Source organism: Shewanella scandinavica (assembly GCF_031932065.1).
Classification (GTDB): Bacteria; Pseudomonadota; Gammaproteobacteria; order Enterobacterales; family Shewanellaceae; genus Shewanella; species Shewanella baltica.
Map to the genome: position 1 here is coordinate 83,689 of NZ_JAUOES010000018.1, position 17,186 is coordinate 100,874.

18 protein-coding genes are annotated in these 17,186 nt (G+C 44.7%); 14 read left to right on the plus strand and 4 right to left on the minus strand.

From position 1 onward, the window contains the following. Positions 1–2: 2 nt before the first annotated feature. Positions 3–215: a hypothetical protein gene (locus Q4Q50_RS15495; protein WP_011847761.1), complete on the plus strand. Its 213-nt coding sequence runs from the start codon at positions 3–5 to the stop codon at positions 213–215. On the opposite strand, the gene Q4Q50_RS15500 is transcribed toward Q4Q50_RS15495, so the two are convergent. Both Q4Q50_RS15500 and Q4Q50_RS15505 read right to left on the minus strand, forming a co-directional pair. Beyond that, the gene (locus tag Q4Q50_RS15500) at positions 216–1,373 is read right to left on the minus strand and encodes a hypothetical protein (protein WP_311900087.1); all 1,158 of its coding nucleotides are present in this window, start codon (positions 1,371–1,373) and stop codon (positions 216–218) included. Next, positions 1,373–2,437 (minus strand): tyrosine-type recombinase/integrase, encoded by a 1,065-nt coding sequence (locus tag Q4Q50_RS15505; protein ID WP_311900089.1) that lies wholly within the window; start codon positions 2,435–2,437, stop codon positions 1,373–1,375. Before Q4Q50_RS15505 ends, Q4Q50_RS15500 begins: the two co-directional genes overlap by 1 nt. Positions 2,438–2,558: 121 nt before the next feature. Here Q4Q50_RS15505 and dusA point away from each other — a divergent pair, with 121 nt between their 5' ends. The 3 genes from dusA to Q4Q50_RS15520 all read left to right on the plus strand — a co-directional run bounded on the left by dusA (position 2,559) and on the right by Q4Q50_RS15520 (position 4,424). After that, complete coding sequence (gene dusA / locus Q4Q50_RS15510) at positions 2,559–3,578, plus strand: tRNA dihydrouridine(20/20a) synthase DusA (RefSeq protein WP_311900090.1); 1,020 nt, start codon at positions 2,559–2,561, stop codon at positions 3,576–3,578. Positions 3,579–3,788: 210 nt separating this feature from the next. Next, the gene (locus Q4Q50_RS15515; protein WP_006086053.1) at positions 3,789–4,079 is read left to right on the plus strand and encodes a hypothetical protein; all 291 of its coding nucleotides are present in this window, start codon (positions 3,789–3,791) and stop codon (positions 4,077–4,079) included. Positions 4,080–4,223: 144 nt separating this feature from the next. Next, the gene (locus Q4Q50_RS15520; protein ID WP_006083032.1) at positions 4,224–4,424 is read left to right on the plus strand and encodes a PspC domain-containing protein; all 201 of its coding nucleotides are present in this window, start codon (positions 4,224–4,226) and stop codon (positions 4,422–4,424) included. A gap of 139 nt (positions 4,425–4,563) precedes the next feature. Here the strand turns inward: Q4Q50_RS15520 and Q4Q50_RS15525 are convergent, their stop codons facing one another. After that, positions 4,564–5,301 (minus strand): enoyl-CoA hydratase, encoded by a 738-nt coding sequence (locus Q4Q50_RS15525; RefSeq protein ID WP_311900091.1) that lies wholly within the window; start codon positions 5,299–5,301, stop codon positions 4,564–4,566. Positions 5,302–5,334: 33 nt separating this feature from the next. On the opposite strand from Q4Q50_RS15525, the gene Q4Q50_RS15530 reads away from it, so the two are divergent. From Q4Q50_RS15530 to Q4Q50_RS15540, 3 genes are read left to right on the plus strand one after another with little or no spacing between them, the layout of a single operon-like run. Then, positions 5,335–5,817 carry a copper chaperone PCu(A)C gene (locus Q4Q50_RS15530; RefSeq protein WP_220592032.1) on the plus strand — a complete coding sequence of 161 codons (483 nt, stop codon included), beginning with the start codon at positions 5,335–5,337 and terminating at the stop codon, positions 5,815–5,817. 11 nt (positions 5,818–5,828) lie between these two features. Then, positions 5,829–6,797, plus strand: coding sequence for a DUF2333 family protein (locus Q4Q50_RS15535; RefSeq protein ID WP_106649489.1), 969 nt, complete (start codon positions 5,829–5,831; stop codon positions 6,795–6,797). 2 nt (positions 6,798–6,799) lie between these two features. Next, positions 6,800–7,537: a TIGR04219 family outer membrane beta-barrel protein gene (locus Q4Q50_RS15540; RefSeq protein WP_311900092.1), complete on the plus strand. Its 738-nt coding sequence runs from the start codon at positions 6,800–6,802 to the stop codon at positions 7,535–7,537. Positions 7,538–7,626: 89 nt separating this feature from the next. Here Q4Q50_RS15540 and tolC read toward each other — a convergent pair whose 3' ends face one another. After that, positions 7,627–8,934: an outer membrane channel protein TolC gene (tolC, locus tag Q4Q50_RS15545; protein ID WP_063882267.1), complete on the minus strand. Its 1,308-nt coding sequence runs from the start codon at positions 8,932–8,934 to the stop codon at positions 7,627–7,629. A 244-nt stretch (positions 8,935–9,178) separates the two neighbouring features. On the opposite strand from tolC, the gene nudF reads away from it, so the two are divergent. Genes nudF through parC form a run of 7 tightly spaced genes read left to right on the plus strand, consistent with a single transcriptional unit; the run spans position 9,179 to position 17,124 of the window. Then, positions 9,179–9,781 (plus strand): ADP-ribose diphosphatase, encoded by a 603-nt coding sequence (nudF, locus tag Q4Q50_RS15550; RefSeq protein ID WP_063882264.1) that lies wholly within the window; start codon positions 9,179–9,181, stop codon positions 9,779–9,781. A 6-nt stretch (positions 9,782–9,787) separates the two neighbouring features. Continuing rightward, on the plus strand, positions 9,788–10,228 hold the full coding sequence (locus Q4Q50_RS15555) for a DUF1249 domain-containing protein (protein ID WP_063882262.1): 441 nt from the start codon (positions 9,788–9,790) through the stop codon (positions 10,226–10,228). Between the two features lie 15 nt (positions 10,229–10,243). Then, the gene (gene cpdA / locus Q4Q50_RS15560; protein ID WP_063882260.1) at positions 10,244–11,083 is read left to right on the plus strand and encodes a 3',5'-cyclic-AMP phosphodiesterase; all 840 of its coding nucleotides are present in this window, start codon (positions 10,244–10,246) and stop codon (positions 11,081–11,083) included. A gap of 26 nt (positions 11,084–11,109) precedes the next feature. Further along, positions 11,110–11,685, plus strand: coding sequence for a YqiA/YcfP family alpha/beta fold hydrolase (locus tag Q4Q50_RS15565; RefSeq protein ID WP_063882258.1), 576 nt, complete (start codon positions 11,110–11,112; stop codon positions 11,683–11,685). A 56-nt stretch (positions 11,686–11,741) separates the two neighbouring features. Further along, positions 11,742–13,628 carry a DNA topoisomerase IV subunit B gene (gene parE / locus Q4Q50_RS15570; RefSeq protein WP_006083022.1) on the plus strand — a complete coding sequence of 629 codons (1,887 nt, stop codon included), beginning with the start codon at positions 11,742–11,744 and terminating at the stop codon, positions 13,626–13,628. Between the two features lie 54 nt (positions 13,629–13,682). Next, the gene (locus Q4Q50_RS15575; protein WP_006083021.1) at positions 13,683–14,855 is read left to right on the plus strand and encodes a PQQ-dependent sugar dehydrogenase; all 1,173 of its coding nucleotides are present in this window, start codon (positions 13,683–13,685) and stop codon (positions 14,853–14,855) included. Further along, entirely contained in the window at positions 14,848–17,124 is a 2,277-nt protein-coding gene (gene parC, locus Q4Q50_RS15580) for a DNA topoisomerase IV subunit A (RefSeq protein WP_311900093.1), read from the plus strand. Before Q4Q50_RS15575 ends, parC begins: the two co-directional genes overlap by 8 nt. Positions 17,125–17,186: the final 62 nt, after the last annotated feature.

Sequence of the window (17,186 nt, forward strand, 5' to 3'; positions counted from 1 at the left end):
CCATGCTTAAACAACTTCAAACAGCGTTAGTATTGCCACGGATGATCATGACAGTCGCTGCCGTAAACGCCGATGGCACTGTCACCGCCAGCAGTGCCAGCGGCCACACTATCCGCGCCATCGGCTCAGGCACTGTTGGTGATCACATCTACGTACAAGACGGCAGGGTGCTAGGCACAGCACCCGACTTGCCATTTGTGGAGATAGAGGTTTAGCTAACGTCTTCGTCTTAGACTTAAAAAATGTTCATAGCTATTATCGTTGTAAGCTTCAACAAAAGATATTTTTAGTTCTTTTATTTTTTTAACTTCATCTTCATCTTCTATATTAAGCCGAGCAATTATTCTATCCCATTGATCAAATGTATATTCCATATTTGATTTATTATGGAAAATATCATAATCAAAAGACAGTCCTTTATGGATGTGCTTTTTAAACTCAATTTGTAGTTTTGCTAACTCAATCAATCCCTTAATAGTTGGCGTTGTGTATATTGCATCAGTGTTTTTTAAATAATACTCTTCTAATTTGTATGAGGCGATATGTTCATTGGTCTTAGGTATAGTCATAATCTCAGATTCGCTGAATGAACTTATTGAATTTATTAGTGATTCAATGTTGTACATGGTTTCATAAAGGTTGAAAATATTTATCCCTGTATTTCCATTGAATTTATGAATATCTTTTATATCACCAATAACAGCGCTTTCAATACAGAATAAATTTAGATTTTTCACTATTAAATTTAGTTTTACAACAAGATTTTCAGGTGTGTAAGTTTTCATGTCATGGTGAAAGGCTGCATTATATAGAACTGCAAATTCTTTGTTTAATTCAAATGTAAAGCAAACTCCATTGCTACCTGCTTCATTTTTAAATGAAACATAGTTGCTATTATTTTTTGGGAAGATTTTCTTATAAAGAATACGTTTGTTTACTCTAAATCTAGAACTTGCTTCAAATTCCAAAAGCATATCTTCGAACTGTTTTTGATGTGATAAATATGATTGAAACTTGAGAATTCTTGCTTCTTCCGCCCATTTGTCCAATTGTTTACTTTCAAATTCAGCCTGCTTTTTCGATTGCTCTAGTATCTGTTTTTGTTGAATTTTGAATTGATTAATTGCCAGTAACATAACTCCAACTGTACCTACCGCCCCCAGAAGCGAAGATGCTCCTGATAACAGTGAGCCAAATGCAGACCAATCATTAGGGAGATTTGAAATTGCTTTAAACCCATCATAGAAGGCTCTAAATTTAATAGCATAGGTAATTAAAATGACTGCAAAGATGCCAATACCTACATAAGCCGCCATTTTTAGCCATTTTAACCAACGGTCAATTTCCAATATTGAATTTTCTTCGTTTTTCATCAAACATCCTTATCATGCAATCGTTTAGGGAATAACTCGGTATACACTTGCCACAGAGTATTTATATTCCTATGCCCTGTCACTTGCGCCACTTCATCAATGCTATAGCCCTTCTCAAACAACCGGCTTGCACCTTCACGCCTTAGGTCGTGATAGCGTAAATCTTCAATGCCCAATTCGTTACGCACCCGCTGAAACCCTGCAGTAACGCTGCGCTCGTTGTAGGGGAAAACCCGTGCATCATTCCTCGGCTGCTTTTGCAGTATCTCCCACGCCCCACCTAGCATAGGCACCAACATGTGATTCCCCGCTTTTTTGCGCGGGTCCTTTCGGTCGCGAACGATCACGGCCTTTTGTGCCTCATCTACATCGTCCCATGTTATCCGGCACACTTCACCAATACGCATGCAACTCAGTATCGAGAAATCCAGCAAATCAATATAAGGGATGTGTGCAGCTCGTTGATCTGCTCTTTCAGCTAATCCAACTTTTAACCTCTCAATCTCATCCGTAGTCGGTCTGCGCGAACGCTTCCCCGATTTAGCGATCAAGTCTTGGCTATACAGTGCATCGTAAGCCTCAATAACCGAAATTTGTGAAACCTCATGCCCAAAATTTGATTTAGCGATTCGTAGCAGCCATCGGATCACGCTTACATCAACGGCAATGGTCGATGGCCCTGTGCCTGCACTGCGCCGTAATTTACAGTGATCGATGATGTGGTGCGGCTTAATATCAGTCAGATTCAATTTAGCAATATCGCAATCCGATAAAAGCCTCAAACAAAAGCGCTTCGAACGACCAATGCTGCTGTCGATGTTTTCATCTGTCAGGGCTTTGCTGATGATGCTGCCCAATGTAATAGGAGCCGTATCCTCAGTAGCAAACCCGTTTGACTCAATATCAATCACCCGATCTTTACCCCATGCCTCGGCAGCGGCACATTTGGTAAAGGTACGTTGCTCCGTGTATAATATTTTGCCGTTTTTCTTTACACGAACTAGGCAGCGATGCCGCACAGTACCGTCGGCTTTTTCACGTTTTTGAATGCTATAAGATGCCATGTTTTTTGGTTCCCCGAACCCCTCAGTCCAATCCATTGTGGATCACTATAGGTTCCCCGAGCAATGCAAAACATGCAAAAACGTACAAAAATTAGCAAAAATATTAACTTTTCGGATTGTAATGAATTTAGATAAAACCCAACAACACCAAGGTTTAGCGCCTAAAACCCTCGATAGAACCTTTTCCATTGCGCCCATGCTGGATTGGACTGACCGCCATTACCGTTATTTTGCGCGTTTGATGTCGGCTAATGCTTTGTTGTATACGGAAATGGTGACGACTGGGGCGATATTGCATGGTCGTGGTGATTACTTAGCGTATAACCAAGAAGAACATCCTTTGGCGTTGCAGTTAGGTGGCTCTAATCCTGTCGATTTAGCGCGTTGCGCTAAACTTGCTGCTGAGCGTGGCTACGATGAAGTGAACCTCAATGTGGGTTGTCCTTCCGATCGAGTGCAGAATGGTCGCTTTGGCGCGTGTTTGATGGCGGAACCTGAATTAGTGGCTGAGTGCGTTGATGCCATGAAGCAAGTGGTTGATATTCCTGTGACTGTTAAGACACGTATCGGGATTGATGAACAAGACAGTTATGCGTTTTTAACCCAGTTTATCGATGTGGTCAGTGCAAAAGGGTGTACGGATTTTACTATTCATGCCCGTAAGGCTTGGCTTCAAGGCTTGAGTCCGAAAGAGAATCGCGAGATCCCGCCGCTCGATTATGAGCGTGTATATCAACTCAAGCGCGATTATCCCGCGCTCAATATTGGTATTAATGGCGGCGTCACCACACTTGAGCAAGCGCAACTCCATTTAGCGCAGCTCGATGGCGTGATGATGGGGCGTGAGGCCTATCAGAATCCTTATATTCTGGCGCAGGTAGATCAAATTCTATGTGGCAGCCAAAAGGCGGTGATCAGCCGTGAGGATGTGATTGAGGCTATGTTGCCTTATATCGAAGCACATTTGCTGTCGGGTGGGCGACTTAATCATATTACTCGCCATATGATAGGGTTATTCCAAGGCTTACCGGGTGCCCGTGCGTGGCGTCGTTATTTGAGCGAAAATGCCCATAAAAACGGCGCTGGGATAGAAGTGGTAAAGCAGGCTTTTCAGAATATTCAGGCTGAAGTTATAGAGTAATTTCCACTCAACTTAAAAGATGGTGAAATTTACTAATTTGAGTAGTATTTTTCACCACTTGTTATTTTTCAATCCATCCCTATATCTCATCTTATCCACATAAAATTTTTTTAAATGATTAAAATCAGAATCTTAAGAATATTTTTATAAGTTGGCACGCAGTTTGTAATACTCCTTTCGTCAAGTTAATTAATCGAAAGGGATGCCATCATGTTTACGTTAACCATTAAAAAATCAGTACAAATGAGTGTGTTATTAGGTGCGTTAGTCGGTAGCGTTGCAGTACACGCAGAAGCCGCGCCAATATCGGATGTTGTCGGAACCATTGAGCAAACGCTAACTACCCAAACACAAGAAATGTTAGTCAGTGCTAAGCGCGAGTTTGTGATGTCATTGCAAACACAACTTGCTGAAAGTATTTATGACTTCAACAGTCAACTTGGCTTAAGCGCTGAGAATGAAGGTGAGTCGGCAAGTGCCGATGAATATAGCGCTAAGTAGGGGATCTGCTTATGTGGTTTGTAGCACCTTTAATGACTTTGCTACTGTTACCTGTAATTAGTCTTGCGTTGTTTTCAGGCATTATTTGCTGGTTTCAGTGGCATAGTGATAAATAAATTACAATCAATTGAGTCGAGGTTTTAGATGAAACGAGTAAAAGCACGTATGGAGAGCCCAGAGCGATTAGTGTGTGGTGTTGCCGCTGGTATGGCATGGAAATTTGGTTGGTCTTGCTTTTGGACTCGAGTGGTGTGGGCTGGGGCGACGGTATTTATGCCTGGCGTGAGTTTGTTGATTTACTTTGTTTTAGCACTGTTAGTTGATCAATGGAAAAGACCCGTTTAAGCTCGCAGTGATACTTATATTTGAGGCTTGTCTTGATTGAAAAATTGAAAGAATTTTTTTAAAAAAATAGGGTGTTAACCCTATCAACAAGAGGGCACTTTGACCCTCATGCGACATGTATGTGCATACTGCTTGCAGACTACTTCTTCAAAAAAGCCTGAAATCTGCTCTTGGCTTCATCACTTTTTAGCCTAGCGCTAAATTGTTCTAATTCTTGATGCATTTGGTGTTGTACACGATTTTTATGCGGACGCATTAATTGACGTGTGATTTGTAGGGCTTGTGGCGGTTGATTTGCCAACTTTTTAGCCTGAGACAATGCATAACTGAGTAGGTCTTCATGGGCCACAATTTCGTTGATCATATTGAGTCTGTGGGCCGTCTCGGCATTAAAACTTTCGCCGAGTAGCAATAGCTCTGCCGCTTTTTGATAACCCACGAGTTCAGGTAACAGTAGGCTAGCCCCCGCTTCTGGCACCAGTGCTAAGTTGACGAAGGGCAGTTGAAACTTCGCCGTGTTATCGGCGTATACCAGATCGCAGTGCAGTAGTACGGTAGTGCCAATGCCGACGGCGGCGCCAGAAACGGCGGCAACCAGTGGTTTTTTGAGTTCCAGCAGGCAAAATAAGAAACGTACTGCGGGGTGATTTGGCCCTAAGTCACTATTTTTCAAAAAGTCTGCAACATCATTGCCTGAGGTGAAGCAATTATCTTGGCCATGGAGCATAAAGGCACGAATGTCGTTGTCTGCTTCACCTTCGATCAGGTATTCTGTCAGTTGTTTATACATATTAAGATCAAGTGCATTGCGTTTATCGGGGCGATTAAAGCTGATAATACGTACGCCCTGATCATCCTGAACCAGTATATGACTCATGGGTTGTTTCCTTTACGACGACATTGGGTAGACATGGAGTTTAAGACATTGAAACCAATATTCAAACAGCTGTTTAATTGTCTAGTTTTATCTTGTGCATCATTTTCAGCGTTGGCGAGCGTGATAGTGACAGAAGGCCATGTACGCGCCATGCCTGAGACAGTACCAAATACTGCCGCTTACTTTACGCTTGAAAACCACACAGATAAAGCGGTTCGTCTTATCGGCGTCAGTACTAATGTGGCAAAGGATGCCCAATTACACACGATTATCGAAGACCAAGGCATGGTGAAGATGCGCCATGTTGAAGGTTTTGATATCCCATCCCATGGCGCATTAACGTTAACGCCGTCAGGGGATCACGTCATGTTGCTCGGCTTAAAAGCGCCATTGGTGTTAGAGCAGCAGGTTGAACTGCAATTAGAGTTTGACGATGGCGAGAAAATGGCGATTACACTGCCTGTGAGTAAAGCAGCAGAAAACGCCGCAGAGCAAGAGCATCATCACCATCATTAAGGAGTCGCTTGATGCAAATTACATGGAAAAAAGTTACCGGTGTCGGTTTATTTTTAGTATTAATCGGTTATGGCGTGAGTGTATGGTGGAGTATCGAACCCGATCCTATCAATCCTCAACAATTAACGGCTACCGATAAAAATGTGGTCGGATACGCAACCACCACTTCGCTTATCCTCACGGTCGAAACATTACTGGATAAACAAGGCGGTTGGTTATCAAACGATGTTATGCCACCTTCTATCTTTATGGATAACATGCCCGCATTTGAATACGGCGCATTAGAACAAGCACGCGATTTAGCCTTGATTATGCGTAAAGAGTTTAGTCGCTCGCAGTCACAATCTGCGGCGGACAAAGATTTAGGCGAAGCCCAATCTAAGCTCAATATTGATCACACTAGCTGGTTAGTGCCAAGTGCTGAAAGCGAATACCGCGATGCCATTAAATTGCTGAAGCTGTACCGTGCCCGCATGATGGACCCTAACAATCAAGATGCACAGTTTTATGCCCGTGCCGACAACCTCAATGAATGGTTGAAAGAAGTGCAGAAGCGTCTGGGCAGCATGTCGCAGCGTTTATCGGCCAGTGTTGGCCAAGAGCGTTTAAATACCGATTTAGCCGGCGATAATGCGGCGCGTCAATCTACGCCTAACTTGGCAAGCCATCAGGTGAAAACCAGCTGGTGGAAGATTGATGACGTTTTTTATGAGAGCCGTGGTGCTTCTTGGGCCTTACTGAACTTTATGCGCGCCGTGGAAGTCGATTTTGCCGACGTCTTAAAGAAGAAAAATGCTGAAGTGAGCTTAAGACAGATCATTCGTGAGCTAGAAGCCACTCAGCAAACTGTCTGGAGCCCTGTTGTACTTAATGGCAGCGGTTTTGGCTTAGTCGCTAATCATTCATTGGTTATGGCTAACTATGTATCCCGTGCAAATGCCGCGGTGATTGATTTAACGAACTTGCTATCTCAAGGTTAATTATGAAAAAAACTCTCCTCGCCAGTGCGGTATTAGGATTATGCATGGCCACTTCAGCCCAAGCGGCGACTGTGGTCGGTTTCACAATTGGCGGTGACTACTGGCGCGCCGATACTAGCGGTACTTTTGCTGATAAAGGTCAACCACAACAATCATTTGATTACAGTTCATCAGCTCAAGGTAGCTATTGGATTGCGGTTGAACATCCTTTGCCATTTGTCCCAAATATTAAAATCCGTGAAAATAGCTTAGATCAAAAAGGCAGCATGTCTGATGCTGATTTCAACTTCAATGGTCATGATTTTAAAGGTAATGTGACTACTTATACTGATTTGAGCAACACAGATTTCGTGCTTTATTACGAAATATTGGATAATGACATAGTGTCATTGGATCTTGGTGCTGCTTACAAGTTAATGAATGGCTCACTGCGCGTGCAAGATCCTGGTCACCCTGAAGAGAAAGATGTCGATAGCGGCATTGTAATGGGTTATGCCAGTACGCATGTGGGCATGCCTGGCTTAGGTTTATACGGTTTTGCTGATTTGATGCAGGGCGTAAATGAATCAAGCGTTCACGACTATGCGATTGGTTTAGGCTGGCAGTTCGATGGTTTGGCCGTCGATACCCGTGTACGTGTAGGCTACCGTGAGTTTTTATTCGACGTGAGTAACTTCTCGGGTGTGAGTGCCGATACTAAATTTAAAGGTTACTTCGCAGGTGTTGAAATCAACTTCTAATCTGTTGATTTAGCGTTTGAGTATAAAAAAACCGCCTATCGGCGGTTTTTTTATCTGACAACTTTTATAGCTGAGAACCGAGAGTGAGATTACTCTGCAATTAAGCCATTGTTGATGGCAATTACGTCATCTTCATTCAATGTACCCGCTGCTTGCTTCAAGGCAATGACCGAGTTGATGTAGCTATAACGTGCATCGGATAATTTACGTTTTGAATCGTACAAGTCACGAGTACGGTTCAGTACGTCAACGATAGTACGAGTTCCCACTTCGAAACCCGCTTGAGTGGCTTTCAGTGCACTTTCTGATGAAATAACCGATTGCTCATAGGCTTTGATTGAGCTGATAGAAGCGCCTACGTTGTTGTAGTTATTACGGACGTTTTTCACTACACCGCGGTAAACTTGCTCAAGTTTTTCACTCGCTTCAACATATTGAAATTGCGCTTGATTAACTTGTGAGCTCACTTTAAAGCCTTCGAAAATCGGAATGCTTAAGTTGACACCGACACTGACGTTATCAAAGTCAGGCTCATTGATATTACCAGTTTTTTGCTCAAGACCTTTGTTGTAACCTGCATTCAAGCTTAAAGAAGGCATGTGGCCTGCTTGATAAAGCTTAATGGTTTCTTGAGCGATATCTTTACCGATACGTTGAGTCATCAAATCGACGCTATTGGTTTCAGCAATCTTTAACCATTCGTTTGACGACGTTGGCGCTGGCGTTACGGCCGAGAAACGATTGGTATCTAACACGTTAATTGTCTTGTGATCGATACCAGTGATTTCACGTAAAGCTTCATAGCTATTAGCGAGTGTGTTTTCAGCTAAAATTTCAGTGGCTGAGGCTAAGTCATATTGAGCTTGGGCTTCATGCACATCGGTAATGGCGGTTAAACCCACAGCGAAACGTTGTTTAGTTTGTTCAAGTTGGCGTTCGATCGCACGTTTTTCTGCACCTTGGAACTCGTAGTTATCTTTCGCCGTTAATACGTTGAAATAGGCTGTAGTGATACGAGTAATCAAGTTTTGTAATGCTGAAGCATAGGCAGAATCAGCTTGAGAAGCGGCTTTCTCAGCAAGGCTTAAACCGACCCAAGCACTATGATCATAAATCACTTGATTTAATTTCAGGCTACCCACTAGACCGCTTGAATCATCCTTAGGATCATTCCAAGCTTTGTCATAACCGACGTTTGCACTAATGGTTGGCAATAGCGGAGCACGGTTTTGTTCGATTTTCTCAAATAAACCATTACGCTGGGCTTGGGCTTGTAATACGAGCGGGTCGCTGGTTAGTGCTTGTTGATAAATTTGCAACAAATCATCTGCTTGTACCGCTGAAGCGGAAGCCGCAAGTGTTAATGCTGCGCATAAATTATGGATCTTAAATTTCATTTGCTGTCCTTATTAGACAAAATCCCCCCACGGAGGAATATTTTAACTTCGTTTAGACTAAGTAATGCCTTTACCAAGGCGGTTTGCGCTTCCCGACGCTTCCCGATACAGCTAAAACTTAATGACCTAGAGTCTAAGAACTCTGACACTTTCAAGTCAAATTCGAAGTGTAACAGATTTTATTTTAAAAATGTGCTCAAATTGCCTTGATTATAGGCGCAAATTCAACTTTTAAGGATAGAGTATGAAACCCCCTGTTTTTTCGCAAACGGATATTGAGATCTTAGAAAAAAAATCCCTGTATCAAGGGTTTTTCTCAATGGACGAATACACTTTTAAACATAAATTGTTTGCAGGCGGCTGGAGCAAACCTGTCACCCGCGAAGTGTTTGAGCGGGGTCATGCCGTCGTCGTTCTACCCTATGATGCCAGACAAGATAAAGTGGTGCTTATCGAACAGGTACGTTTCCCTGCATTAGCAACCACTAAATCTCCTTGGCTTCTCGAGTTGGTCGCGGGTATGATTGCAGCCGAAGAAACGCCTCTGGACGTTGCGCACCGCGAATTAATGGAAGAAACCGGTTTGGTCGCTAAGCAAATGCACGGTGTGAATAGTTATCTCGCCAGCCCAGGTGGCAGCACAGAACGTTTTTATTTCTATTGGGCCGATGTTGATTCGAACGACGCTCAAGGATTGCATGGATTAGCTGAAGAGCATGAAGATATTCGATTGCATGTCCTAAGCCGCGAGCAAGCTTATCATAGTGTGGTTGCGGGCGAGATCGATAATGCGTCGACCGTCATTGGATTACAATGGTTACAATTAAACTATCAACAACTGGTTTAAGTTGGGATGAATTTGGCTACTTCGAGTCTAAAACGACGCTATAAACCCAATGTCAGTGACTTTCTCGCACTGTGCGGGCGAAATTATGGCTACATGTTGAAATGGTTACCGTTAGAGATAGCTATCGGTGAGTCATGGCGACTCGAAGGTGAGTTTGGTATATTAGTAGTGCGAATTTTAGAAAATACCAAATATACTCAATTAGTTGAGATATCACGCCCCATTGCAATCAAGGAGTTTATCAATACTCCCAAGGTGTTAGTGAGAATTTATCACGATGCTAAATTAGCAGAAGTGTTAACTGGTCAACAGATTTACCAATTACGCCCAGTGTATGATTATCCCAATGTACGTATGTATCAAAGTGATGAAAAGCACCAGGTGAATGCATTCCTGGAAGAGTTATTAAAGATTGGTTACCACCATAGTGTCGTGTGCCAGTCTTAGAATTGGGTATTCAATGTGCTGAAAGAGGCTGTCTCTTACTCCATAGCTGAAGGGGAAAGCGTGCGTATCGTGCAAGTCACTGATCCGCATCTTTTTGCCGATCCTGAAGCTCAGCTATTAGGGGTCAATACTAGCAAGAGTTTTGCTGCCGTATTAAATACAATTAGAGCTGTGGACTATCCCGCTCATTTGATGCTTGCCACGGGTGACTTAAGTCAAGATTACTCGGCTGAGTCCTATCAGCAATTTGTGAAAGCCGTCACTCCTATTGGTTTACCTTGCCATTATCTTCCCGGAAACCATGATGATCCGCGGATTATGTATCTGCACATGCAGGGTGAACAGATTTTTGGACAGCAGCGTATTCTGGCCGGAAACTGGCAAATTCTCATGTTGGATTCAACCGTGCGGGGAAAGCCCGGTGGCAATATGGCCGAGACTCAGTTCGAATTAATTGATAAAGCCATTGCCGCACATCCCGAATGTCACACTTTATTGGTGATGCACCACAATCCCATTGTCGTGAATTGCACTTGGCTGGATCAGCACTGCATGGACAATGGCGCCGAATTTATTGCGCGAGTAGCAAAGTATCCGCAGGTCAAAGGATTACTCTGGGGTCATGTACACCAATGTATCGATATCCATCATAATGGCCCTCATGGCAGCATGCAGCTAATGGCGACACCTTCCACTTGTATTCAATTTAAGCCGTTATCGCCTTATTTTGCTTTGGATAGCGTCCAACCGGGTTATCGTTTGCTGGAGTTGAGAGCCGATGGTAGCATCAACACTAAAGTGTATCGCGTACCGGGTAACCATTTTTCCCCCGACAACAACTCTAGCGGTTATTAACGCGAATAACCGCAGCCTGAGGAAATATGCTGCTTTATATTCACGGATTTAATAGCTCACCCTTTTCAGATAAAGCTGTGATAACGGCTAAGTACATGGCGCAGCATCACCCGAGTGTGACCTTTCATCAGCCTCAATTGCCCAATACACCCAAGGCTGCTATGGCGCTGTTAACCACTTATGTTGAGGCGGCTCTCGATGCCAAAGAGCCATTAGCTTACTTAGGCTCATCGTTAGGCGGATATTTTGCCAGCTATTTAGCCGAAACTTATGGCGGCAAAGCTGTGTTAGTCAATCCAGCGGTAAAACCCTTTGAATTGTTTGATGAGTTTATGGGGCCGCAATTTAATCCCTATACCGAACAGCATTATCTTGTCATGCCCGAGCATAAGCGGGAAGTTGCTGAATTTAATACAGCTGTTATCCGCAATCCGGATCGTTTTTTGGTATTATTGCAGACAGGTGATGAAGTGCTGGATTATCGCGAAGCGGTCAATAAGTACCATCACTGCCAATTGCGAATTGAAGCGGGAGGCGATCACAGTTTTGTTGGCTACGAATCGCATCTGCAAACTGTAAGCCAATTTTTACACTTACCTTGACAAACAGACATGCCGAGCCGCAACATGGCCGGATATAACAACCTATAGCGTGCCCTATGACGAATCAATACACCTCTGACGCCATTGAAGTTCTCAACGGACTCGATCCTGTTAAACGCCGTCCAGGTATGTATACCGACACCTCCAGACCGAACCATTTGGGCCAAGAGGTCATAGACAACAGTGTCGATGAAGCATTAGCGGGCCACGCGACCAAAATTGAAGTTGTTCTACATACAGATAACTCCCTCGAAGTCACCGATGATGGCCGTGGTATGCCGGTGGATATCCACCCTGAAGAAGGCATTCCTGGAGTCGAGTTAATCCTGACCAAATTGCATGCCGGCGGCAAATTTTCGAATAAAAACTACCAGTTCTCTGGCGGTTTGCATGGTGTGGGGATTTCGGTCGTTAACGCGCTGTCGCGCCGTGTCGAAGTGACAGTTCGCCGTGATGGTCAAGTGTATGATATCGCATTTGAAAATGGCTTTAAGGTTGAAGAGTTACGCCCAACGGGGACCTGTGGTCGTCGCAATACTGGGACTCGAGTGCATTTTTGGCCCGACGCCAGCTATTTTGATTCGGCTAACTTTTCTAATTCAAAACTGATTTATCTGCTGCGGGCTAAAGCGGTATTGTGCCCAGGTTTACGGATCAAATTCACCAACAAACAAACAAATGAAGTCCATGAATGGTTCTATGAAAGCGGCCTAACTGATTATTTGAAGGCCGCGATTGGCGACAATTTAAGGTTGCCAGATGAGCCGTTTGTCGGTTGTTTTAAGGGCCAGCTAGAAGCCGCTGATTGGGCCATTACTTGGCTGCCAGAAGGCGGTGAATCTATTGGCGAGAGTTATGTTAACTTAATTCCGACTCCGCTCGGTGGTACTCATGTAAATGGTTTCCGCCAAGGCTTATTGGAGTCAATGCGCGAATTTTGTGAGTTCAGAAACTTAATTCCTCGCGGCATTAAACTTTCACCTGAAGACATTTGGGATCGCGCCGCATTTATTTTGTCGGTGAAGATGCAAGAACCGCAGTTTGCTGGCCAAACTAAGGAAAAGCTTTCGAGCCGTCAATGCGCCGCGTTTGTGTCTGGCGTAGTGCGTGATGCTTTTTCACTCTGGTTGAACTCAAATACCGAACTCGCTGAATCGTTAGCCGAAATGTGCATTAATAATGCCCAGAGTCGGTTAAAGGCAGCTAAAAAAGTTGCTCGAAAAAAGGTGACTTCAGGGCCTGCTCTGCCGGGTAAGCTAACGGACTGTAGTGGTCAAGATCCAATGCGCGGAGAGTTATTCCTCGTGGAAGGGGATTCTGCGGGTGGCAGTGCGAAACAAGCTCGCGATCGTGAGTTTCAAGCCATCATGCCGCTGCGTGGCAAAATCTTAAACACCTGGGAAGTTGATGCTTCCCAAGTATTAGCTTCGCAGGAAGTCCATGATATTTCGGTCGCAATTGGTTGCGATCCCGATAGTAGTGATATCTCTGAACTACGTTATGGCAAGATTTGTATCCTTGCGGATGCTGACTCCGACGGACTGCACATTGCTACCTTGTTATGCGCGCTATTCTTGAAGCATTACCGTATCTTGGTTGAGCAGGGTCATGTGTATATTGCCATGCCGCCACTGTTCCGTATCGATATCGGCAAAGAGGTGTATTACGCCTTAGATGAAGCCGAAAGAGCGGGGATTTTAGATCGCATTGCCGCTGAGAATAAAAAGGGTAAGGTACAAGTCACCCGCTTTAAAGGCTTGGGTGAGATGAATCCTTTACAACTTCGTGAAACAACGATGGATCCGAACACCCGTCGTTTAGTACAGTTGACCATAGATGATATCGAAGAGACTGATGCTTTGATGGATATGTTACTCGCTAAGAAGCGTTCGCCGGACCGTAAAAACTGGCTTGAAGATAAGGGTGACATGGCTTTACTTTAATGTTGTGCACTATATTGCCGATAACAATAAAACATAGGCATAAAGAAAATTACAATGTTGTGTATTAAAACTAATAATTATAATTGCTTAAAGGTGTTTTCTGCCGGTTTTACGCTCCTAGCGAGTGTAACGTTATTGTTCTGCAATAGCGCCTTTGCGGGGTCCCAATCGATCATGATTACTGTCGCTAAGGGGTTTGGCTTATCGCTATATGCCTCGGATATTGGCGATGCTAAGCAAATGGCGATGGGCGCGAATGGCACTTTATTTGTCGGCTCCCATAAGAGCGGCACTATTCATGCTTTAGTCGATAGCAATCAAGATGGTCGTGTCGATAAGCGTTACGTGATAGCCAAAGGGCTTGAATCACCCGATGCGATTGCATTTCACAATGGCGACTTATATGTCGCCACTGAAAATCAGATCGTGCGCTTTGTTGATATTGAGCAAAGGTTGCGCCGCCCGAGTCGACCCAAAGAAATCTACAGTGATTTGCCTTACTCTGAGAAGAAGAGTTCTCGGTCAATTAATTTTGGCCCAGATGGCCGCTTATACGTGTCCATTGGTGCGCCTTGTAACGTCTGTGAAGCGCCAGTGCCTTACAGCAGTATCATAGCCATCAATATCGATACTGGCGCGAGTGAGCAGATTGCGGCCGGTGTACGTGATGCGAGTGGGTTTGATTGGTCGCCGCTTGACGAAAAATTATGGTTTGCCGATCAAGGCCGTGATTGGATGGGGGATAACCTGCCACCCGATGAGATTAACCGCGTCGATGTGATAGGGAGTCATTATGGCTTCCCTTACTTACATGCCAGTACTGTGGTTGAGCCTGCCTATGAAAAGCCAAAAAATCTAAAAATTACGCTGCCAGTATATGAACTGCCAGCCCATGTTGCACCCACAGGGCTCGCGTTTTATCGCGGCAGTCAATTTCCAAATATTTACCATAATCAGTTGTTTGTCGCCGAAAATGGCTCGTGGAATCGTTCGAGCAAAGTCGGTTATCAAGTGGTTATGCTTAAGATCGAAGATCAAAAAGTGGTGAGTCGTGAAACGGTTGTCAGTTTCCTTGACGGTGAATTTCCCGTCGCTCGTCCCTTTGCGCTGTTATCGGCAGCCGACGGTGCTATGTACATTTCAGATGATTTAAAAGGTAACGTGTATCGCTTGTTCTACAAGGGCGATAGTACTGAAGAACCACAGGAACTAGAAGAAAATGAGTGACGCTATCAAGTTAAGTCTCGATGGGGTAGAGCAAATGCCATTACGGCGCTTTACCGAAGAGGCTTATCTGAACTATTCCATGTACGTCATTATGGACCGAGCCCTGCCACACATTGGTGACGGGCTTAAACCGGTACAGCGTCGAATTATCTATGCGATGAGTGAGTTAGGTTTATCGGCTCAATCTAAGCATAAAAAGTCGGCACGTACGGTCGGTGACGTATTAGGTAAATACCATCCCCACGGCGATAGCGCCTGTTATGAGGCTATGGTATTGATGGCGCAGCCATTCTCCTATCGCTATCCGTTAGTCGATGGTCAAGGTAACTGGGGGGCGCCCGATGATCCTAAGTCATTTGCGGCCATGCGTTACACCGAAGCGCGTTTATCTAAATTCTCAGAAGTGTTGCTCAGCGAGCTGGGACAAGGCACGGTCGAGTGGGGCGCTAATTTTGATGGTACGTTAAAAGAGCCAAAAGTACTGCCGGCACGTTTACCGCATATTTTACTTAATGGTATTACCGGTATTGCCGTGGGCATGGCGACGGATATTCCGCCGCATAACGTCAGGGAATTAGTCTCGGCCTGCGTAGCACTGCTTGATGATCCTAAGCTTGAACTCGAGCAATTGATGGCCTTTGTTCCTGGGCCTGATTATCCGACCGAAGCCGAGATCATTACCCCGTCTGCCGATATTGCAAAAATTTATGAATCGGGCCGTGGGTCATTAAGAGCGCGCGCGGTTTACACAGTCGACGGTGGCGAAATCATCATCACGGCGCTGCCGCATCAAGCCAGTAGCGGTAAAATTTTAGAGCAAATTGCCGGTCAAATGCAGGCGAAGAAATTGCCTATGGTGGCCGATTTACGCGATGAATCGGATCATGAAAACCCAGTGCGGCTGGTGGTCGTGCCGCGTTCAAACCGTGTCGATTGCGATCAGCTGATGGCGCATTTGTTTGCTACCACGGATTTAGAAAAGAGCTTTAGAGTTAACTTAAACGTGCTGGGTCTTGATGGTCGTCCACGGGTGAAGGGGCTGAAAACCTTATTAACTGAGTGGTTAGAGTTCCGAGTCGACACGGTTAAACGTCGTTTGGAATACCGTTTAGATAAAGTCGTATCGCGGTTACACATACTCGAAGCCTTGATGATCGCTTTCCTCAATATTGATGAAGTGATTGAGATTATTCGTTTTCACGATGATCCTAAAACTGAGTTGATGGCCCGTTTTTCACTAAGTGATAAACAAGCCGAATCGATCCTCGAGTTAAAGTTACGTCATTTAGCTAAGTTAGAAGAATTTAAGATCACGGCCGAGCAGAATGAGCTTGAAGCCGAGCGCGAGAAACTTGAGCAGTTATTGGGCTCAGAGCGTCGCTTGAAGACCTTGATAAAGAAAGAATTAATTCAAGATGCGCAAACCTACGGTGATGATCGTCGTTCACCCATAGTGCAGCGCAACGAGTCTCGCGCCTTAACGGAACAAGAGTTAACGCCGACTGAGGCTGTGACAGTGGTCTTGTCTGAGAAAGGTTGGGTGCGTTGTGCTAAGGGCCACGATATCGATCCGTTATCGCTCTCCTATAAGTCTGGCGACCAATACTTGTGCAGTGCCATAGGGCGTAGTAATCAGGCGGCGGTGTTTATTGATTCGTCTGGGCGGGCATTTGCGACCGACAGTCATACTTTGCCATCGGCCCGTAGCCAAGGTGAACCTATTACGACTCGCTTCAATATGGCGCCTGGCGAAACCATGCAGCATGTCTTGATGGGTGAGGAAGACCAGTGTTACCTGCTGGCAACTGATGCGGGTTACGGTTTTATTTGCTCGTACAATGATATGGTGTCGCGTAATAAGGCGGGTAAGGCCTTGCTGAGTTTGCCGACAAACGCTAAGTCATTAACGCCTAAGTTGATTGATCGTACTAAGGAAATGTCGCTCTTAGCGATCACGAACGAAGGTCGAATGTTGTTGTTCTCCCTTGAGGCCTTACCGCAATTATCTAAGGGGAAAGGTAACAAGATTATCGGCATCCCAACGGAAAGAGCCAAGAATCGTGAAGAGCTGATGACGCACTTACAATTAGTGCCGAGTGATACGTCAGTCACCTTGTGGGCGGGTAAGCGCAAACTCACACTTAAGCCTAGCGATCTTGAGCATTATCGTGGAGAACGTGGTCGTCGTGGCGCTAAGTTGCCAAGGGGCTTACAACGTGTCGATAGCGTTGAATTAGGTGACGGCGGCGAGCCATTACCGAGTATTTAATGCCTTGATCGACTCAAGGTTCTGAAGCATTAAAGACATAAATGAAAGCCACCTGAGTTTAC